Raw genomic sequence first — 20,117 nt, 5'->3', positions numbered from 1 at the left:
TTAGAAATCGCATGTCGTTCATGGTGTCTTTAGAATGTTTCAATATCGTCACGGTCCAATCCAAGCCAATCTAACCTCGTCGAGTTTTCAACCATTGTCAAGGCGCCACGTGCACTGCTTGGTCAAGTTCATCGAGAATCATATCACGCCTGACCAATTAATCACTCGCCATGCTCGCTTTTGTAAAACGTAGTCTCACGCACTTTGGCTTTGAATTCGTCAATGCATGCTTCTGCAAGACTGTTCACCAGCGGATGCTTCACTTCCCACCGAACATCAGGAATGTACATGTAATTCCGGGTGAAACTGGTCTAGGCGTATCTGGTGTCGCGACGCTTGTTGACTACTGGGCGATAAGAGCCACTCGTTGTTGGCAAGTCCTGAGATGCAAATCATCCCGTCCACCCAGAAGACGGAGCATGCTGCCATGCGAGTGTGCCCAGCAACGAAGCTTGCGAGAATCATTGGTTTCAAGTTTCGGATATCAGTCTGGCAAACATCACTACATCCATGTCAGTTTTCGTATGTGCATTGCTGTTTCGACGAGGAAGAAGTCGGTTACGACTCAACGGTAGTTGTCCTGCCAGTTTCGGAGCCAACGACTTTACCGACAAGTCCAAGGCACGAGACTTCACCCTTGGCGAAGTCCGTCCACAGCCATAGCTTCTGCATCGCCGTTGCCCCGACTTGAATCTTCAATCCAGCATCAACCGGTTGTCGCGGCGTCCTCTGCAAGTTCTGCATCGGCTTCCTCCTCTTCTTCTTTCGCTTTTGGGAGCATTTACAGGGGCATTCATCTGCATCGTGATCATCAATTGTTGACAATGTTCGCACCACCAGCAGTGGATTCGCAGTTCTTTATCCGTGTCCGTAGTCGTCGCACCACGAACAGCATGGATCATCGCCGGAGTCGTCTTGCCAATCCGGATCCCACTCCTCCGATCTTCTGAAACGGATCACTGCTGCTGTAGCTTACGCAGGAACTGATGAACAAGCTTACAGTCCATGTAAGTCAAGTTCACCGGCGAGTCGTGACACAAGATGACCGATGTTGCCCCAACAAATGTTGTTTGGGCCAATGGTAACATGCGTGGATGACGATAACTGTTGCATTCTGTGCCGCCGTTGATTAACACCTTCCTGGCTTTGTCAAGGTCAACTGACAACGGAAGGGTTCAGTGTTGTAACTTCCACCACCATGTCCTGTGCGTAACCGGATACGTCTCGGCAAGCACAGACTTCCGACGACGTTGATATGCGAATAACAACTGGGAAACCAGTCGCATCATTTCCACAAACGTTCGCGTCGCCTTGGCCTTGATGTGAATTCAGGCGCTTTTGCTAAACATGTTCAGTAACTCACGGTCCTTCGACTTTGCGACAGAGCGTCATCACCCGCATGCAAGTCGTTCGAGTTCATACTTGTCATCGCGCAGTGAAACTGCAAGTTCATGCTTTCGTTCGGCAGCTACAGTCTGCATAGTTTCAATCAATGCTTCACGCTGACGATTTCGAGAACTGCGGCACATGCGTGGGAAGATGAGCATCGCGACGTTCGAAGTGACATCAACACGCGGCGCACCGTACACAAGCCAACTTGCGTTGACCTTGCCGACAAGTACCGATTCCATCACAAGCGGATCACCGAACAGGCTCCAGACAGAACTTCGAAGCGGCAGCGTCGGCATTAACATAGACCGCTACACTGACTTCACGCCACCCGGCAAGTTCATCGGCATTGTTGACCAGCGCTATCGGCGTATGCCACTTCCGTTCGCAGAACTCGATCAAGGTTCTGATTGTTCAATCATGAGTATTCCTCCGGAGGAGAGAGGGCTATGACCATGGATTCTACAGCCCTCCCTTATCCAGGCAGGCAGCGAAGAATCCGCCTCACCAACCCCGTTTTCAGGAACTAACGTCAACACGGCGTTGTCGACTGTGCCACATCCGTATCAAACACGGACCCGTTCAGGTGCCGGGTATAGCTCGAATCCCTCGGGAACCCGGCTTCTGCGATGGCTTGTTCGACGGTGGTGCCGTCACGCGATTTCCTTGGCCGAGCGGGCCAAGGCAGAGGACTCTTGACTTTCGCGGCCATCTATTGTGGTTGGTTGATTTGTCGCCGGTTTGGCGAACCTTGGCTCAACCTTCTGCGAGTACCCGAATTGGTACAGCACGCCGCACTTTGTATCGCTTCGTGACGCACATTGAGTTGAAAGTCTGTAATGTAAGCATTACATTGCAACAATAGTTACAAGTATTGCCTCCTCCTACCAGTGGGATCTTGCTTTTGCAGGCTTGATCCGTCAACCCGCGCCCACCACACCAAGACTTTTGCACGAAATGAAACGTTACCCTTAAAGGGCCGATTGGTCAAAAATGCCTTTGACTCGAAGTCCTTACCCATGAACCTCATTAAGGAAAACGTGCCGGATGTTCTTCGTACAGCCCTCAACAAATCCCTGAATAGCGCTTTTTGGTATTACTGGAGACGTGGACGACTGGTGTATTCGTTGCGCAACACGTATCGCGCGCACGCAGAGAATCTGTTGAATTCATTGGTGTTCTGACTGAGAACTATTTTATGAACTGGAGGATCGAAACGAAACCGCCATCTCATCCTTTCGTTTTTGTTCCGGGCAGAAGAAATGTTGCTATTAGGAACTTGCACAGAATCGCAGCCGCTACGTGAACTATTCATGACGTGCCGACAAAGCATGAATCAAACGCTCCCACGGCCACCGCTTCTTCCCTGTCGACGACATATCGATCCTTATTCGGATGCGCTATCTTCCGACATGAGTGACTTGATGCCCGGATACAGCGGCTTCTGAATGGATATGAAGAGGTGTCCTCGAAATATCGCGCCTACATTGAAGTGATGAAACATTCCTCAGACGGGTACTCGCTGTTTGTTTAGACCTCGAGAAATTCCCCGAATGTTTGAAGGCCCCGAAACCCGAGTACGCTATCGCCTTCCACAACATTGTTCACTAAGACTTCCTTAGACATAAGGACCGGTCTAGAAACCTTATTGCCCTTGCTGCTCGGGACATTGAATCTCCAAAATACGCTGACTTACTTCAGCATGTGTGTGACGACTATGGAATGCTCAACAACCGAATGTACGCAACGACGTCCCTTATTGGAACCCTTGAATACGCTAGCAGGACAGAATAGATCCAGTTGTTACGCAAAGCATGACCAATAGAGTGAGACCTGGCAAGAACTGTTTCAGAAATAGTAGTATCAATGTCTTCTCCAATGCAAAACTGTGCACAATTAATGAGTAGCAAATCCAACAAGAGCCTTTAGATCTCCAGGAGATCGGCGTGCTTTCGAGGTCGCTAGAGTATTTTCTGGAATACTGGGCCAAGGCACGCAAGCAAAATAGAAGCTCTGCGACAGGCCAAGACGTTTGGCATTGAACAGTTCTACCAGCTCTTGCTTTCAAAATTACGTGGCTTTCTTTAGACAGTCAATGTTGTTTGGAAATTCCGGGCAAATTTTGATTTCACGTTTTCCTAGGCGACTTAATGAAAGTTACTGGAAAGAAGCGGATCTTGTGGTGCTGAGTGCTTCTGACACGTTTGATTTCACGACACTTGTAAGCGCGCCATTAATTTGCAAATTGCTGAGCGTGAGGGTGTGGATTATATTCTGAGTAAAGGTCCATCTAACAAAAGCTTTCCCCTGATGACTTGGTATTTGTGCCCAGCAGAGTTACTAATGGTCTCACCTATTGTTTCGTTCCAGTATTTAAGCAGAGGCTCTTGCGAACACGATATTGATCCGCTCGACTCAAGATGGGGTACACAAGCAGTGTTTGACTACTTGCTTCGTCCAAAGAAGGCGACAAGACCTTTAGCCGAGTTGTGATGCAGATTAGGACACGAGGCTTAAACTGAATGACAAAGCGATTGTACAGGAAGTTTGGGGGTGTCATACAGAGCGAAGGAAGGCGAAACCCAAGTCGGAACATTCTCTGCTCTCCAGTTTGGAACTGCGCGTTTTTCAGCCCACGTGCGGTGCTTGAATTGCTTGCACTGTTTGTAAAGGAGCATGAACGATTGGAGTTGTTCGCACAAGCTTCTAAACGGATTTGGTAACCCTAGATCGCGGGAGATTCGTTCAAGTGGACTTGTTGGTAAGACGACCATTTTCCAGGAAGCTATCGCAATGCCGTTCGACTGGCAAATCTTGAGAAGCCTGTTCTAATTGTTGGACCACGTGGCGCCGGAAAACATGAGTTTGCACTCTATATGCACGCAAAGAGTGCCCGCGCGCACCGCCAATTCATGCGCATTAACTGTTCCGAGTCCAAACACCCGGGCTTTGAAAAGAGTCTTTGGGTATGCCTTAGAAACTCGAACGGGTGCCACTACTGAAAGGTTGGGCGCTTTGGGCCTAACGGAGGGTGGTACACTTTTTCTGGAAGAATAACTGACCTGTCCCTCACGATTCAGTCTAAACTGCTTCGGGCACCCCAGACAAAGAGTTTTTGCCTATTGGAAGCACCAAACACCATAAGTTGAAAACCAACGTTCTGGTCTCAACATCGAAAGATCTTGCCCTAGCTGTACGCGACGGACGATTCCTTGCTGGTTTACACCAACTTGTTACGGGCTTCCAGTTGAAAGTGCCGGGCCTTTCGGAGCGTTTAGGCGACTTCCCAGACATTCTTGCAGTGGTAACAGAATCTGCCGCAATCGATATGCACATCCCGTTGAAATCGTGGTCCCCAGAGGCCGTCACTGCACTATTGTCCTATCATTGGCCTTCAAACATTGATGAACTCCGCCAAACCGTCAACCAGTTGCTGAATTCAGTCGATGCAAATAAGGATTAGTCTTGAGCATTTGAAGAAATTTTGCTCCAATACAAATTTCAGTATTGCTTCGCGGATCGGAGTCCGCTACAAAGTCATGCGGAATTTGGGTCCAGAGAAGTTCTGGTACGAATATTTCGAAGTATACAAAGCAAGAGGCAAGGACATGGCCTCTGCTTACGGAGTGACTCGAGGGCGCGGTGTCCCAGCATAAGGAAAGCACGAAAGTTTAGGCCGCCTAAACCGATTATCACTTCTTTAGGGCAATCCTAAAGAATGCGGTCGAGCTCGAGACTTTAACTATTGATTTAAAAGTACTTAGAAAATCCTTTCAATCGGGGCAGACCTGATTCACCTTAGAGCCATCAGCAATTCGCTGATGGTTTTTCCATTTCAGGTGCTGCAGCACCCAATTAGTCGACCGGGCCGGTCGCACAAACCCAAATCTGTGGGAGTGCGACCATGTTACAGAGACAGCCTATACAGGCACGTTACGAATTCGAGATCCCAGGAATCACCAACGAGGTATGCTTTTCGGACATTCAAATCCAGAATGACAACGACGATGATTGCGCGGCCAGACTTTGACCGCCTTCAGTTTCAAGCCCAAGGAGCTTCTATAGGAGGGAGACCTCTGAACTGACCACGACATCGGGTCAGGCGAGACTGAGCGATTCGGTCTGGAAGAACCGACCTTCGAGATGGATGACGTCGATAGTGAAGAGTCCAGCAGACATAATCACGATATTTTGGAGGAGGCTTTCAAAGTTTGACGGATCGACAGGCGGCAGCTGTCCAGCTTTGGGTCAATGGGATGTCTGAACGCACTGCAGCAGACTTCATGGGAATCAAACAGGCAACTTATCAGGAGATGCTTTGGGGCAAGAACAACATCGGAGGAGCTATCCCCAAATTACGTAAGCACTTCCAAAAAACACCCTGTCACTTCATTACAAGTGTGGGGTAGCAGAAAGTTCTTTGACAACCACAGATTCCCGACCGGGACGGATTCCCGGAACTGCATCAACTGAATTAATCTATTTCGTCAGCATCCCACTGCTGATAAACGAGAATCCTAATCTTAAATGATGACTTGTCGATTTCGGCAAGTGCACAAACCTAACGAGGAGGAAGTGAAATGGGAAGAGTGAATTGGATGGAAGAACACAAGAACTGGATTCTGCCGTCAAACATGACCAGGGATGAATACGATGCCTGGCCAACAACGGACTATCGCGGTAAACTCGGCACAATCATTACCGTGCTTCATTCACCGGAAGCTTTTTGGCTTGGACAAATCCCTGGCCTTTATGACGAACGTAAAGCCACGGTTCGTAAGGCACTGGCACCAGTCCAAGAACTACTGGACCAGACGCCAATGCCTGGAGGCGGTGAAGTAACACTTGACATCGAAATATGTGGAATGTCACGTACACTTTGGAACTTGCTGGGACCGAAGCAACGCCAGTGGGTTGCTGCAAACTGCTATGTGAACGTTGGCTTCTACCCGGTCGACATCGTTCATGACGTATCAATTGCACAACCAATTGGAGCGACTCTGACGCTATACGATTTCCTCTGTGAGCGACATTCTAGCGAGCATGCGCTTGACCATGAGCCAGTGGAATTGTCACGTCGCAAGGTTAATCAACTGTCGCTCGATACGAACATCCCGGTTCAAAATGACATGCTCTTCTTGCCGAACCGGCTCATGGAGTTTCGCAAACAAGGTCGCTGTCATGTCTCGTGCTGCCCTTATTGGGTCAAATCCGGTAGCAGCATATCATCGCTTCTTGGACGCGTCTCATACAAATTTCCTGAAGTTCGAACAATCACATTCTGTAGGACTACGGGAAACCTACGTCACGGACTCGTTGATGATCATAAATGAAGACACGGCCGATGGCGCTAATGACATGGAAGTTGACTTTTCTTAGGCTTGTCACAACTCGTGATTTAGAACTGTAACCCATGCAATCTATTCTGCTGGTCGGGCAACGGCAGAATTTGAAGAACCATTAATCGTCGCCGTCTCCCGGTCAGGCGGCGACACAGTAAAGGACTGTTATGAATATCGTTGACAAGATACTTGGCGTTCAGCACAGCGAAATCCGGCCGCTGAACCTTAATGGGAAAACTTATGAACAAACTTTTTCGTGAACCGGCGCCGAGACACCTGGGTATCGGCCTGCTATCAATGTACGACAAAAGCACTGCCAAGGCAGATCAATTGATCCTTATCCAAGAAAACATGGCAACTCGGCAAACACTTACTGTCCTCTTCAACTACGAAGAGTTTCGCAAGGAATTCTTGCCACCTGGCGTCGAGAAAGTGACGGTACGAGAGGGCATGGTACAGACTGATCCTGGTTATTGGCAAATGTTTCCAGAACCGATATATCTGTGGTGCCAAAACGGCGCTACAATCCAGGTTGTGCTGTATGATGCTGATCGCCAGGTATCAGATGACGACCTGATGAACATGGCCTTAGCGATGGCGTTTGTAGACCATTGGGTTGCAGATACTTGCACGACAAATCCAGCCGCACATCGACCACAATCCGCTAAAGATCCCGAATCCGCCAAGTACTACGCGGATTGCATTGGCAAATTGTACAAGTCAGGGATTGGCAGATGGTCTGAGGCTTTGGTTGGATTTCGAAACGTGATGATGGTCGGAATGAAGGCCTGTTTGGAAAGAGAAGCAATGTTGGACCACATGCGGACCTTCAAGTTGGGCAAGCAGCCGTACTACTGGGATTACCGCGGGTAACATAGAAGGCTAAATCTACGGGTACCAGTCAGCTACTATTCAATTGGAACACTGGCTGGTGCCCTACTAAAGGAAAGATCGAAACTAATCACAACAAACAACAAAAGGACAAACTGTGAGTAATCTAAACTATTCAAATGGCAACATATTGCCGTTCAACCTCGATCCCAACGAGTTCGAAAAGATGTTCAATGAACCTGCAGATTCAGATGTAAGGATGGCGGCGTATTGGTATTCTGGCGTTGAAGATTGGAACAGCGAATTGGGTATGACTACGGCCAAGCTGATGACAACTTATCGCGCCGTTATGAAGGCGTATGCGGCCTTTGAGCCCACTTCGATTCAACCAACGATTCTCCATTGCCTGGGGCATTTCGAAGACTTGCCACTCGCTTACGAATTCTTCGCCGCTTTGCGGGACCCCAGTCAGCATTGGTATCTCTACCCGCAAGTTGCATTTTTCAAGGAAGGAAATCTTGGCGGTATGGGTGACAGAAGCCAGAAGCTTCACCATGGTCTTCACACGGCGATGACTCTGCTGGATGAACTGTGGGGAGATATCCGGATCTATTGAGCCGCAGCATTTGCCAATCCTCGACTTGGAAAGCGGTCTGGCTAATGAGTATCGCGGCCAGATTGGAAAACTGTATAGAAACCGCGTTGGAGTGTGGCACCGCGACCTCGTCGAACCATACAATCGATTTATGGTGATGTTTCACGCAATCGAAAAAGGCCTCGATCCAATTGCTGAGTACAACCGCTTTCTTGACGCGGGGTGCACGTTCTTTCCCGAGTATAAGAGGTTGTTCAAGTAACGCATCTGCAAACAACTACAAGAAATCGACCAGATTATGACGACAAATGATTCCGATTCGAAGTTACTGCTGCCGGCCAAAGACGCAGCCGCCACGCTTGGCATCAGCAGAACAACGCTTCACCGACACGTACACGCGGGGAGAATGGAATGCGTGAGGTTCTCGAAGAACTCGGTGTATTTCACGCGGCAGCAACTCGATGAGTTCATCGAGCGCCACAAGCAACGCCTTACACCGCGTCAGATTAATCTTAGAAAAGCGGCATAAGAAGAAGTAAAGCCCCTGAGATATCTCAGGGGCTTAGGGAACGAAACCGGCACGAAAGGAGGTGAGACCTGTGCCATCATTAAGAAAACGGAAGTTGAAGTCGGGCGGAACGTATTGGGATATCAGATACCGCGTTGACGGCGTCATGAAAGTCAGAAGGATAGGTGAGACTGATCGTCGAACTGCGGAAAAGATCTATCATGAGTTTTGTTCTGCGCTTGCAACAGGTGAGAGTGATGGCGTAGACTCGCCACCTTCGATGCTACTCAGTGAGTTAGCAGAACGCAGTCGTATATTTGCCTTGTCAAACAAAAAAGCAAAAAGACTGGTGACCGTGAAGCTACGGCTCTTCGTACGCTTATCGGCACAGTTGGCGACCTGAGGGTCGGTGCCGTCACACCGATGATTCTCGAAGAGTACAAGGCTCGTCGACTGGCAGAAGTCTCGCCTCATACTTTGAACCTTGAGTTAAGGGTTCTCAATACGGCGCTTCAGCAAGCCAAGAAGCTAAAGCTAATCCCCGAATCCGCTCCAGGTAGATTTCAACTTGTGCGAACTCGTACTCCGGATCCGCCAGCTTGGCTTAACAATGACCAGATTAAGCTCCTGCTTTCGCACTCGGATCCATTGTACAGACGTTTTATGATCATCGGACTCAAGACTGGTTGCCGCAGAAACGAGATTCTCGGACTTCAGTGGTCTGACATCGATCTGCCAAGACGACAAATTGTCGTTCGAGGAGAATCCGGAAAGATGGGTAACCGTCGAACTGTTCCTATCTCGGATTCCTTGGCAGAGCTCTTCATTAAGTGGCCTGGTGAACAATTAGGACTACTCTTCCCTGACTACAAGCCAGACAGTGTTTCCCAGAAGTTCCGAAGATGGGCACGCCAAATCGGCTTGCCAGCGGACATCCACTTGCACAGCTTGCGAGCGACCTTCGCTTGCCACCTTATCGAAAAGGGTGTCGATATCTATACCGTAAGTCGGCTGCTAGGACACTCATCGGTGAAAGTCACAGAAAAGCACTACCTCGCCTTGAATCAAGAGCACGTTCGAACCGCTGTCAACCGCCTCGATTTTGACACGGATCTGTGACCAAGTGTGACCATATTGTGACCACAGCAAATCAAAAGGGTTTACCATCTCTGGTAAACCCTTGTTTTTTAGCGGGGCCGACGGGACTCGAACCCGCGACCTCCGGCGTGACAGGCCAGCGTTCTAACCAACTGAACTACGACCCCGGCTAAAAGCTAATAATGTTCTATCGTGGGCGATGAGGGATTCGAACCCCCGACATCCTGCGTGTAAAGCAGGCGCTCTGGACCAGCTGAGCTAATCGCCCCTGGTCTGCGACGGGTGTGTCGGTGCCTGTTCCCGCGCCAAAATGCCCCACGGTATTACCACACAATAGGCCGCCGTCAAAATTAGCGGCGACAAAGTCAAACTCATGAAACCGTCGTGTGGCGGCTGGCTCATGAAGAAATAGCCTGCTATCAGCATCAGAACTCCAGCTCCAAGGATCTGATAGTTCTTACGCGTAAACGGAACAGAGAAGCGCGGAGCTTGAGACTCGCTCTTCTTCGCGGACGGCTTCTCAGCCGACGCCGATACCTGGACTTTCCGAGGGGGGATGGCAGACTCCTAACGACTTTAGAATGCCTAAGATACGGCTTTCCGGTGTCCCTGTCAAGGGCAACCGGCCTCGCCGTGGCACCGCCAACTTTTCACAAATTATTGTTTCTTTTAAATTAATAGAGGGGCCGATGGACGTCGGCCCCTCTATACCTCCACCAACTTAGCTTAAGCAACCGGGCGGAAGCTCTGCAGGGTCTTCATGTAGTTCGCGCGCTCGTACGACTCCGGGTCTTTCACTGCCCGCTGACTCATCGAACCCCGCAGCATATCGAGCGAATCGTAGCCATGCTCCGTGCCCCATTCGTCAATCTCCTCGGCAAGACGACCGAGCCGGTGAATGCCCCATTGAAACAGCGCTGAACAGAGCATGACCACGTCCGCGCCGGACATGATCAGCTTGACGGCATCGTCATGTGTGTGAATTCCGGATGTTGCCGCCATGTTACATTTCAGATGGCCGTGCAGAATCGCCAACCAACGCAGCGGCAAACGAATTTCAGACGATGTCGAAAGATCCACGCGCGGCCGAACTTCGAGTTCTTCGATGTCGAGATCGGGCTGATAGAACCGATTAAAAAGCACGAGCGCATCGGCACCGGCGTCATCGCAGCGCTTGGCCATCGAGGCAAACGCCGAGAAGTGCGGGCCGAGCTTCAAAGCCACAGGAATTTTGACCTCACTCTTGACGGCACGCAGGACATTGAGATAATTCTCTTCAACTTCCGCGCTGGTCAAGTCGAAGCGCGTGGCCAGGTAATAGACATTCAGTTCGAGCGCCGATGCGCCCGCGCTTTCCATCTGGCGGGCGTATTGCGCCCAGGTGCCGGGAGCATGACCATTCAAACTGGCAATGATCGGCACTTCGCACGCTTCACGCGCAGTCGAAATCAATCGCAGATACTGATCAGGCCCTACCATGAACTGCTCGGGCTCGGGCAGGTAGCTTGTGGCCTCGGCAAAACTCTCTGTACCCTGCTGCATCGTGTGCAGCATGTGCAGCGACTCGTGCTCAATCTGCTCCTCAAACAGCGACGGCAGAACGATTGCCGCGGCACCAGCGTCTTCAAGACGGCGCACGCCATCGAGATTGTGAGAGAGCGGCGACGCCGAAGCGATCACCGGATGTTTGAGCGTCAGCCCGAGATAGCGTGTTGTCATTTTCATGATGTGCCTCCGGCCGGGACAGAGTCCGGATTGGGATGTAGACCGGCCATTTGCATATAGATGTCCCAGCGCGCCTTGATGTCTTTCTCGGCGAGATTCATGAGATGTTCGGCTTCGACAGGGTTACTATGCGTCAACATCTTAAAACGCGTCTCGCTGTATGCCCAGTCGCGGACTCTCAGCTTTGGCGGCTTAGAATCAAGCTGCAACGGGAGTTCACCGTTCTCTTTGCGTCGCGGATCGTAGCGGAAAAGCGGCCAGGCGGCGCTGTCCACAACCTTTTTATGCTGCTGCAAGCCCTGACCCATGTCAATACCATGGGCAATGCAATGCGAGTAGGCGATAATCAGCGAGGGACCGTCGAAGTTTTCAGCTTCCTGGAATGCTCGCAGCGTTTGCAAATCGTTTGACCCGAACGCCACTTGCGCAACGTACACGTGGCCGTAATTGATCGCCATCATCGCGAGGTCCTTGCGCGGCACGGGCTTGCCGCCCGCGGCGAACTTGGCTACCGCGCCAAGCGGCGTGGCTTTCGAACACTGTCCGCCAGTGTTGGAATAAACACCCGTGTCGAGCACGAGAATGTTGACATTGCGGCCCATTGAGATCACGTGGTCAAGACCGCCATACCCGATATCGTAAGCCCAACCGTCACCACCGACGATCCAGACGGCGTGTTTGACCAACTTGTCGGCCAGGCTCTCGAGCTGACGCGCTTGCGACGACTTGATGTTGGCAAGTTTACCCTTCAAATCGGCGACGCGGCGGCGCTGTGCCGTGATTTCACTTTCCGTTGACTGTGATGCCGAAAGAATTGCATCCGCCAACTCGGTCCCAACTTCACCGCGCAACGCTTGCAAGAGCTCCGTCGCGTATTCAGTTTGCTTGTCGAGTGTGACGCGGAAGCCCAAGCCGAATTCAGCATTGTCTTCAAACAGCGAGTTGGCCCACGCTGGGCCGCGACCTTGTGCATTCACGGAATAGGGCGTCGTTGGCAGATTCGCTCCATAGATGGACGAACAGCCGGTCGCGTTGGCGATCATCGCGCGATCGCCGAAGAGCTGGGTGAGTAGCTTGATGTACGGCGTTTCGCCGCAGCCCGAACAGGCACCCGAGAACTCAAACAGCGGCTCGAGCAGTTGCGCGCCCTTGACCGTGCTAATGCGAAGCTCCTCGCGCGGAACCGCCGGCAGACTGAGGAAGTAGTCCCAGTTCACACTTTCGCGTTCGCGTACGTTCGGCAACGGTTCCAGATTGATCGCTTTCAAACGAGGTTCGCGTTTGTTCTTGGCGGGACAAACGTCAATGCACAAACCGCAGCCGGTACAATCTTCCGGCGCAACTTGCAGCGTGTAGAGCAAGCCTTCACCCGGAACATCGGTCCCGCTATAGGTCATCGTCTTGAACGCTTCGGGACGCTTGCCGTTTACCTGATCACCGGGTACCACCTTCGCGCGAATCGCCGCATGCGGACAGACCATCACGCACTTGTTACACTGAATGCACCAATCGGTATCCCAGATCGGCACTTCCAGCGCGATCGCACGCTTTTCCCATACAGACGTCGTCAGCGGGAACGTGCCGTCCGGCGGGAACGCCGAGACTGGCAAGCTATCGCCGTTGCCCTCAATAATCTTCGCCAGCACGCCGCGCATGAACTCGGGCGCCTTATCCGACACTACCGCCGGACGTGTGCGCGATGCCGTCACCTTGGCGGGCAGCGGCACCTCCACAAGATTCGCCAGAGTGCCGTCCACAGCCTCGAAATTCTTGGCGACAATATGCTCGCCCTTCTTCTCGTAGGTCTTGCGAATCGTCTTCTTGATCGCGGCTATCGCTTCGTCGCGCGGCAACACGCCCGAAATCGCAAAGAAACAGGTCTGCATGATCGTGTTGATCAGCGTACCCATGCCGACTTCGGCGGCAACACGGTAAGCGTCAATGATGTAGAACTTGATCTTCTTATCCAGCAGGCTCTGCTGCACCTCGCGTGGCAGCGTGTCCCAAATCTTGTCCTTGGGAAGCGCCGTGTTCAACAGAAACGTCGCGCCGACTTGAGCATCGCTCAACATGTCGTACTTGTCCAAAAAGCCGGGCTGATGGCAAGCCACGAAATTCGGGTCCGTCACCAGATAGCAGGATCGAATCGGGCGCGGTCCAAAACGCAGATGTGAAACCGTGATGGCGCCGGACTTTTTCGAGTCATAAACGAAATAGCCCTGGGCAAACAGGTTCGTTTCGTCGCCGATAATCTTAATGGAGTTCTTGTTGGCGCCGACGGTACCGTCCGCCCCGAGTCCATAGAAACGCGCGCGAAATACGTCAGGGGCTTCGACGGAGAACGTTGGATTATACGTCAAACTTGAATGTGACACATCGTCGTCAATGCCGACGGTGAATTGCTTTTTCGGTGTGCCGCTCTTAAGCTCGGCAAATACCGAGTTGACCATCGCCGGAGTGAACTCCTTCGACGAGAGCCCGTAACGTCCGCCGATGACATGCGGTTGATGACCACCGCGGGCGGCCAAGGCGCAGACAACGTCGGTGAACAGGGGATCGCCCAGTGCGCCGGGCTCTTTGGTGCGATCAAGCACCGCCAGCGACTTCACACTCGACGGCAACGCCCCAAGAAAATGATCAGCCGAAAACGGACGGTAGAGGCGGACACGCAGCACTCCGACCTTCTCGCCGCGGGCGTTCAGATACTCGACAGTTTCGAGCACGGTGTCCGAGCCCGAGCCCATGATAACGACTACTCGATCGGCATCCGGTGCACCAACGTACTCGAACAGTTTGTAGGCGCGGCCGGTACGGGCGGCGAAGCGATCCATGACCGCTTGGACAATGCCTGGACATTGCTTGTAGAACGGCGCCGAGGCTTCGCGGCCTTGGAAGAACACATCGGGATTCTGGGCGGTGCCGCGAATCACCGGATGATTTGGCGAGAGCGCCCGCAGCCGATGGGCGAAAATCAACTCGTCGTTGATCAACGCACGCAGGTCATCGTCACTTAGGAGTTCGAGCTTCTGGACCTCATGACTCGTGCGAAATCCATCGAAAAAGTGCATAAATGGAATGCGACTTTCGAGGGTCGCGGCCGTGGCGATCAAGGCCTGATCGTGCGCCTCCTGGATGTTCGCCGAACAGAGCATCGCCCAACCCGTCGAACGCACGGCCATAACGTCTGAATGGTCGCCAAATATCGAAAGCGCGTGCGTCGCGATTGTGCGCGCGGTTACATGAAAGACCGTGCTGGTCAATTCACCCGCGATTTTGTACATGTTCGGAATCATCAAGAGCAGGCCCTGCGACGCGGTGAACGTCGTTGTCAGGGCACCGGATTGAAGCGCGCCGTGCACTGCACCGGCAGCGCCGCCTTCACTCTGCATCTCGATGACAGTGGGGACGGTGCCCCAAATATTCTTGCGTCCGCGCGACGACCATTCGTCAGCCAATTCGCCCATACTCGAACTGGGCGTAATCGGGTAGATAGCGCAGACTTCGGATAGACGGTGTGCAACGTGAGCCGCAGCTTCGTTGCCGTCCACCGTCGCGAATGATTTACTCATAACTTGTGTTTTTCAGGCCGTACCTTGCCGGTCACGGCCAAAGTGAGGCGATCAGGCGGCTTTGTGGATGCAGTCCACCGGGCAGACCTTCACGCATTGCGGTTCGGGGTGGTGTCCGATGCACTCTACGCAGGTGTTCGGATCAATCACAAAAATGTCCGGACCTTCGGTGATGGCCTTGGTCGGGCAGACGGGTTCGCAAGCGCCGCAGTTGATGCAGGTTTCGTCAATGTGCAGTGCCATGATTGGCTCCTTGTGTGTTATATGTGTTGGTTCAGTTTCAGGGAAGCAGCGCGCGCGACAAGTCGAGCCCGCTTATGTACTCAGTCAGCACGCGCGGATAGATGCCGAGCAGCGCAATGAAGATCGTGGTCACGAGAATCGCCCAGCGCGTGGTTGAGCTCTGCGGCTTTTCGAAATTCGCAGGGGGTTCGCCGAAGTAGGCCGCTTTGACCAGAAACAGGTAGTAGTAGAGCGAAACGACGCTGTTCAAGATCGCCAGCACGACAAACCACATGTGGCCGCCCTGGGCCGCGCTTGAAAACAGCAGCCACTTACCAAAAAAACCCGCCAATGGCGGCACTCCGGCCAACGAGAACAGCGACACGAGCAGCGCCATCGCGATTAATGCGTTGCGGCGATAAAGACCTTGAAAACTCTCGAGCGTCGGGTCCTCTTTGGCGCGTTCGAGTTCCAGCACGACAGAGAAGACCACAAGATTCATCAGAAGATAAATGACCGAATAGAACACGACCGCGGTCGGCGAGCTGTCGCCGAAACCGATCATGCCGATCATCAGGTAGCCGGCCTGGGCGATGCTCGAATAGGCGAATAACCGCTTGACCGACGTCTGTCTGAACGCGACGAAGTTGCCAAAAGTCATCGTCACAATCGCCAAAATGCCAATCACGATTTCAAACGCGGGCAGGAACGGCTTGACCATGTAGGTCAGGCGAAACAGCACCGCGATACCGGCGAGCTTCGATACCGATGCAAGAAACATCGCTACCGGTGATGACGCGCTCTCGTAGGCGTCGGGCGCCCAAGCATGAAATGGGAACGCAGCGAGCTTGAACAGGAACGAGCTAAGCACCATGACTAGGCCCGGCAGAAGCAGCTCTTGCGAAGTTGTACCGCTCCGCAGACCGTTGATGAGCGCATCGAAGTTCAAGCTGCCTGTCGCCCCGTAGATGTAGCTGACGCCGAATAGGCCGATTGCACTGGCGGCGGCGCCAATGATGATATACTTGATCGAACTCTCGATGGACTCCGTGCGCGCCCGGCGCATGCCAACCATCACATATAGTGAATAGGAAAGCAGCTCCATCGCCACGTACAGGACAAGGAAATTGAAAGCACCCGCCAGGAGCATCATCCCCAGTCCGGCCGAGAAGAATAGCAGATAATACTCGCTGCGCTGTGCCTGAGGCAGAGTGCGCAACGGCCAGCCAAGCAAGGCATTGGCAAACAAGCCGATGCCGATCAAGAGTTTGAAGAACTGCGAATAGGAATCTACGCGATAGCTGTCTGCGAACAGCATCCCCTGCTCGCCGCGCGCCATGAACGCCGCTGCGATGATAACGACGCCCATCACCAATGACAACCGGCGGGCGGTCGTGTCGCTGAGCTTGTCAATTAGAGTAGCAAAAAACAGGACCAGAATCGCCAGCAAACATGACCATTCGGGAAGAAGCGGAAGCATCATTTCAGTAACTCCCGCGCATAAGGTGCGATGACATCAGACAGCAAGCGCGGTGCGACGCCAAAAAGAATGATGAGTGCGGCAAGCAGAACGCGGGGCGAACCGTTGAACGCGCCGATATCATGTACCTTCGGCGTGTAACCCGCCTCCGGACCGAAAAATACGCGCTGCAGTACGCGCAACATATAGAATGCGCCGAACACCAGACTCGGAACAGCAATCAGCGTCAACAGCGGGAAACGCTCGTAGGCGCCGAGGAAGATCATGAACTCGGCCGGAAATCCTGCCAGACCCGGCAGACCGACGCCCGCCAGTCCGGCAAGAATGAAACAGGTGGCGATCCACGGCGCTTTACGCGCCAGGCCGCCATACTCAAAAATGTTGCGCGAGTGCGTCTGCTCGTAGAAGAAGCCGACTGCGGAGAAGAACAGGGCCGTCATAATGCCGTGCGAAAACATCTGGTAGACCGCGCCATTGATCGCCATCTGCGTCCCGGCGGCCAGCCCGAACATCACCAGACCCATGTGTGAAACCGACGAGTAGCCGATCATGTACTTCAGGTCGGTCTGCTGGGCAGCGACCAACGCACCGTAGACCACACCGCCCGCCGCCATGACCCCCGCCACCAACGCCCAATCCTGCGCGCCGCTGGGGAACAGCTCGATGCCATAACGCAGCACGCCGTAGGCGCCAAGTTTCATCAGTACACCGGCATGCAGCATCGAAACCGCTGTCGGCGCCGCGACGTGACCGTCGGGAGACCAGTTGTGGAACGGGAAGACCGCGGCCAAAGTACCGAATCCGAGGAACATCAGCGGATAGACGATGTACTGGAAGTCGGAGGAGAACGCACCGGCGTCACGCAGTACCAGAAAATCGAACGATCGCACGGCACTGGTGTAGTAGGTCATAATCAGACCGGCGAAAACCAGACCGCTGCCGGCGAGCAACATCAGTGTGAGTTTCAACGCCGCATATTCGCGGTTGGTCGAACCCCAGATGCCGATTAAGAGGTACATCGGCAGCACAGCAACTTCAAAGAAGATGAAGAACAGCAGGAAATCCAGACAGATGAAGCTGCCGAATACACCGGAAACCAGCAGGAGAAAAAGTATGAAATACTCTTTGACACGGAAGTCAATGCTAAACGACGTGAGCACGCCTGTCAGCATGACAATTGCGTTCAGCAGCACAAGTGTCGCACCGACGCCGTCCACGCCGACATGATAGGTTGAGTTCAGCCCCGGCAGCCAGGCGTATTGCTCGGCAAACTGAAAGCCCGCGGCCGCCCGATCATAGGCGATGAACATCCAGGTGGACAGGAACATCGCTACCACCGAAAACGACAGCGAAATCCAGCGCACAGTCTTGTCGCGGCCGTCTGGCACAAAAAAGAGAAGTAGAACCGCGACAACGGGACAAAGAAGAATCAGCGAGAGAATCGGGATCGTCATAGTGTTCACCGACTCATGAGGATGATGACGACCGCCGCCACGACGACAAACGACACGCGCACGTAATGCTGCACTTCGCCTGTCTGTACGGTTGCCAGGGAACGGGCGATGCGCATACTGCCGAAGCCAATGCCATCGAGCGCGCCTTTGATGACGGCCAATTCAAATTTCTGGAGGAGTGCCGTAAGCGGCAAATAGAATTTATGGACAATGGCGCCGTAAGCGTCATCGAGGTACCACTTTTCGCGAAGCGTGCGGGCCAGACCGGTCATCGTCGCCAGCGGATCCGCGGCCGTACGCCAGTAGAAGACCCGTGCCGAATAGAATGCGCCAAGGGCTGCGACCAGCGTCGAAACGGCTGCGACAATCAGAGCAAGGTTGCCATGCTCGACGTGCGGTACATTGAACCAGTGCTCGACGCGGAGCATCCAGACATTGCCCGCGACTAACGAACCAACGGCCAGCACCGCCAGCGGCAGCTTCATCCACGTTCCGACATGCAAATGATGATGGCCATGATCGTCGTGCGCGTCGTGCTTGTGATCCGCGGGCACTGTGAGCATCAGGAAAATGACGCGCGCCGTGTAATAGGCCGTTACAAACACACCGATCAACGCCATCGTCAGCAGAACATAGTTATGTTCGACGACAAGGTGCTCGAGAATCGCGTCCTTGCTGTAGAAACCCGCGAACGGGAAGAATCCCATCAGAGCCAGCGATCCGGCCACCAGGCCGATCATCGGCAGCTTGAGCTTCGCTCCACCGGCTCGAGCAATGTCGGTGATCGAGTTGGTATGCGCCGCGTGAATAAATGCGCCGGCCGTCAAGAACAGCAGCGCTTTGAAAAATGCGTGGGTAAACAGATGCATCATGCCCGCGACGACCGCGCCCGTGCCGATCCCGACGATCATGTAGCCAAGTTGGCTGATCGTGGAATAGGCGAAAACGCGCTTTATATCGCTTTGGACAACTGCCACCGCGCCGCTCATCAGGGCCGTGATCATGGCAATCACCGCCAGCGCGTGCCAGGCTGTGGCCGTGGCCTCGCTGCCGATCACCAGCAGGAAGCCCATGCGCGCCAGTAGGTAAACACCGGCGGCAACCATCGTCGCGGCGTGAATCAGCGCGCTGACTGGCGTCGGGCCTTCCATCGCGTCCGGCAGCCAGCCGTAGAGTGGAAACTGCGCGCTTTTGCCCATCACCGCGAGAAACAACGCCCACGAAATCCACACACCGTAGTCCGCACCGGCGAAGCTCATCTGCCATTTGCTCGCCAGCGCCGGGTCGCTCAGTGCGCCAAATCCCAGCGTTCCCAAGCCCGTCCACGCCAACAACAGCGCCGCGAAGAAGCCCAAATCGCCAAGGCGTGTGACCACGAAGGCCTTGCGCGCGGCCGTCGCGGCGGACGGCAGATGATTCCAAAAACCGATCAACAGATAGGAGCCGAGACCGACCAGTTCCCAACACATGAACGACTGCAGGAGATTCGGCGCGACGGTGAATCCCATCATGGCAAAGCAGAACAGCGAGATGAACGCGAAGAACTTGCCCTGCCGTTCGTCCTCCTCCATATAAGAGAGGGAATACCACTGGACCAGCCAGGCCACCACCGCAACCACCCATAGCATCACCAGCGACAGCGGATCGAGCAAGAGGCCGATATTGAATTTCGTTGGGTCATTGAACAGCCACGACCACGCCGCTTCGACTCGGAAGGTGGCTTCATTCACACTCCAGAGCATCGCGCTTGCGCCGATCAAGCTCACGGTCGCGCCCGTCAGAGCGATGGCCTTGCCAATCACCGCACGGCGCAAGCCGAACGCGACGATCAAGGCAAACGAGATCAGCGGCGAGAGGACAGTCGCGATGCCGAGTTGAATCATTGTAGAGTCACTCATATCGCG

General features: G+C 53.4%; 16 protein-coding genes and 2 tRNA genes. 7 read left to right on the top strand and 11 right to left on the bottom strand.

Annotated elements, in window-relative coordinates; genetic code table 11:
• Positions 1-558 precede the first annotated feature (558 nt).
• From IPH10_11085 to IPH10_11075, 3 genes are all read right to left on the bottom strand, one after another.
• Positions 559-744: a hypothetical protein gene (locus tag IPH10_11085; protein ID MBK6911452.1), complete on the bottom strand. Its 186-nt coding sequence runs from the start codon at positions 742-744 to the stop codon at positions 559-561.
• A 647-nt stretch (positions 745-1,391) separates the two neighbouring features.
• A complete protein-coding gene (locus IPH10_11080; protein ID MBK6911451.1) occupies positions 1,392-1,631 on the bottom strand; it encodes a hypothetical protein in 240 nt (79 codons plus the stop codon).
• Positions 1,632-1,641: 10 nt separating this feature from the next.
• Positions 1,642-1,791 (bottom strand): hypothetical protein, encoded by a 150-nt coding sequence (locus tag IPH10_11075; GenBank protein ID MBK6911450.1) that lies wholly within the window; start codon positions 1,789-1,791, stop codon positions 1,642-1,644.
• A 2,547-nt stretch (positions 1,792-4,338) separates the two neighbouring features.
• Here IPH10_11075 and IPH10_11070 point away from each other — a divergent pair.
• The 7 genes from IPH10_11070 (at position 4,339) to IPH10_11040 (ending at position 9,784) form a co-directional block, all read left to right on the top strand.
• On the top strand, positions 4,339-4,446 hold the full coding sequence (locus tag IPH10_11070) for a sigma 54-interacting transcriptional regulator (protein ID MBK6911449.1): 108 nt from the start codon (positions 4,339-4,341) through the stop codon (positions 4,444-4,446).
• 88 nt (positions 4,447-4,534) lie between these two features.
• Positions 4,535-4,852, top strand: a complete 318-nt coding sequence (locus tag IPH10_11065) for a hypothetical protein (protein ID MBK6911448.1) — start codon at positions 4,535-4,537, stop codon at positions 4,850-4,852.
• Positions 4,853-5,969: 1,117 nt separating this feature from the next.
• Entirely contained in the window at positions 5,970-6,722 is a 753-nt protein-coding gene (locus IPH10_11060; protein MBK6911447.1) for a hypothetical protein, read from the top strand.
• Positions 6,723-6,971: 249 nt separating this feature from the next.
• Positions 6,972-7,604 carry a hypothetical protein gene (locus IPH10_11055; protein ID MBK6911446.1) on the top strand — a complete coding sequence of 211 codons (633 nt, stop codon included), beginning with the start codon at positions 6,972-6,974 and terminating at the stop codon, positions 7,602-7,604.
• A 115-nt stretch (positions 7,605-7,719) separates the two neighbouring features.
• Positions 7,720-8,178 (top strand): hypothetical protein, encoded by a 459-nt coding sequence (locus IPH10_11050; protein MBK6911445.1) that lies wholly within the window; start codon positions 7,720-7,722, stop codon positions 8,176-8,178.
• A gap of 277 nt (positions 8,179-8,455) precedes the next feature.
• Positions 8,456-8,686, top strand: coding sequence for a helix-turn-helix domain-containing protein (locus IPH10_11045; GenBank protein MBK6911444.1), 231 nt, complete (start codon positions 8,456-8,458; stop codon positions 8,684-8,686).
• A gap of 402 nt (positions 8,687-9,088) precedes the next feature.
• Complete coding sequence (locus IPH10_11040; protein MBK6911443.1) at positions 9,089-9,784, top strand: site-specific integrase; 696 nt, start codon at positions 9,089-9,091, stop codon at positions 9,782-9,784.
• 72 nt (positions 9,785-9,856) lie between these two features.
• On the opposite strand, the gene IPH10_11035 is transcribed toward IPH10_11040, so the two are convergent.
• The 8 genes from IPH10_11035 to IPH10_11000 form a co-directional block, all read right to left on the bottom strand.
• A tRNA-Asp gene (locus IPH10_11035) sits at positions 9,857-9,930 on the bottom strand.
• A gap of 26 nt (positions 9,931-9,956) precedes the next feature.
• Positions 9,957-10,031 (bottom strand) — tRNA-Val (locus IPH10_11030).
• A gap of 458 nt (positions 10,032-10,489) precedes the next feature.
• Positions 10,490-11,488: a dihydroorotate dehydrogenase-like protein gene (locus tag IPH10_11025; GenBank protein MBK6911442.1), complete on the bottom strand. Its 999-nt coding sequence runs from the start codon at positions 11,486-11,488 to the stop codon at positions 10,490-10,492.
• Positions 11,485-15,057 carry a pyruvate:ferredoxin (flavodoxin) oxidoreductase gene (gene nifJ / locus IPH10_11020; protein MBK6911441.1) on the bottom strand — a complete coding sequence of 1,191 codons (3,573 nt, stop codon included), beginning with the start codon at positions 15,055-15,057 and terminating at the stop codon, positions 11,485-11,487. The genes IPH10_11025 and nifJ overlap by 4 nt, the downstream gene beginning before the upstream one ends.
• 51 nt (positions 15,058-15,108) lie before the next feature.
• Entirely contained in the window at positions 15,109-15,300 is a 192-nt protein-coding gene (locus tag IPH10_11015) for a YfhL family 4Fe-4S dicluster ferredoxin (protein MBK6911440.1), read from the bottom strand.
• Between the two features lie 37 nt (positions 15,301-15,337).
• Positions 15,338-16,762, bottom strand: coding sequence for an NADH-quinone oxidoreductase subunit N (locus IPH10_11010; protein ID MBK6911439.1), 1,425 nt, complete (start codon positions 16,760-16,762; stop codon positions 15,338-15,340).
• Positions 16,759-18,213 carry an NADH-quinone oxidoreductase subunit M gene (locus tag IPH10_11005; GenBank protein ID MBK6911438.1) on the bottom strand — a complete coding sequence of 485 codons (1,455 nt, stop codon included), beginning with the start codon at positions 18,211-18,213 and terminating at the stop codon, positions 16,759-16,761. The genes IPH10_11010 and IPH10_11005 overlap by 4 nt, the downstream gene beginning before the upstream one ends.
• Positions 18,214-18,218: 5 nt before the next feature.
• Positions 18,219-20,111 carry an NADH-quinone oxidoreductase subunit L gene (locus tag IPH10_11000; GenBank protein MBK6911437.1) on the bottom strand — a complete coding sequence of 631 codons (1,893 nt, stop codon included), beginning with the start codon at positions 20,109-20,111 and terminating at the stop codon, positions 18,219-18,221.
• Positions 20,112-20,117 lie beyond the last annotated feature (6 nt).

The organism is bacterium (assembly GCA_016702305.1).
In the GTDB taxonomy this organism is placed as follows: Bacteria; Electryoneota; RPQS01; order RPQS01; family RPQS01; genus JABWCQ01.
This window is presented reverse-complemented; position numbering and strand designations above follow the sequence as displayed.

Excerpts from the sequence above, each read along its gene's own strand:
- IPH10_11085 (MBK6911452.1), bottom strand. The coding sequence starts at position 744 with ATGCAGAACTTGCAGAGGACGCCGCGACAACCGGTTGATGCTGGATTG.
- IPH10_11080 (MBK6911451.1), bottom strand. The coding sequence starts at position 1,631 with ATGGAATCGGTACTTGTCGGCAAGGTCAACGCAAGTTGGCTTGTGTAC.
- IPH10_11060 (MBK6911447.1), top strand. The coding sequence starts at position 5,970 with ATGGGAAGAGTGAATTGGATGGAAGAACACAAGAACTGGATTCTGCCG.
- IPH10_11055 (MBK6911446.1), top strand. The coding sequence starts at position 6,972 with ATGAACAAACTTTTTCGTGAACCGGCGCCGAGACACCTGGGTATCGGC.
- IPH10_11045 (MBK6911444.1), top strand. The coding sequence starts at position 8,456 with ATGACGACAAATGATTCCGATTCGAAGTTACTGCTGCCGGCCAAAGAC.
- IPH10_11040 (MBK6911443.1), top strand. The coding sequence starts at position 9,089 with ATGATTCTCGAAGAGTACAAGGCTCGTCGACTGGCAGAAGTCTCGCCT.
- IPH10_11025 (MBK6911442.1), bottom strand. The coding sequence starts at position 11,488 with ATGAAAATGACAACACGCTATCTCGGGCTGACGCTCAAACATCCGGTG.
- nifJ (MBK6911441.1), bottom strand. The coding sequence starts at position 15,057 with ATGAGTAAATCATTCGCGACGGTGGACGGCAACGAAGCTGCGGCTCAC.
- IPH10_11015 (MBK6911440.1), bottom strand. The coding sequence starts at position 15,300 with ATGGCACTGCACATTGACGAAACCTGCATCAACTGCGGCGCTTGCGAA.
- IPH10_11010 (MBK6911439.1), bottom strand. The coding sequence starts at position 16,762 with ATGATGCTTCCGCTTCTTCCCGAATGGTCATGTTTGCTGGCGATTCTG.
- IPH10_11005 (MBK6911438.1), bottom strand. The coding sequence starts at position 18,213 with ATGACGATCCCGATTCTCTCGCTGATTCTTCTTTGTCCCGTTGTCGCG.
- IPH10_11000 (MBK6911437.1), bottom strand. The coding sequence starts at position 20,111 with ATGAGTGACTCTACAATGATTCAACTCGGCATCGCGACTGTCCTCTCG.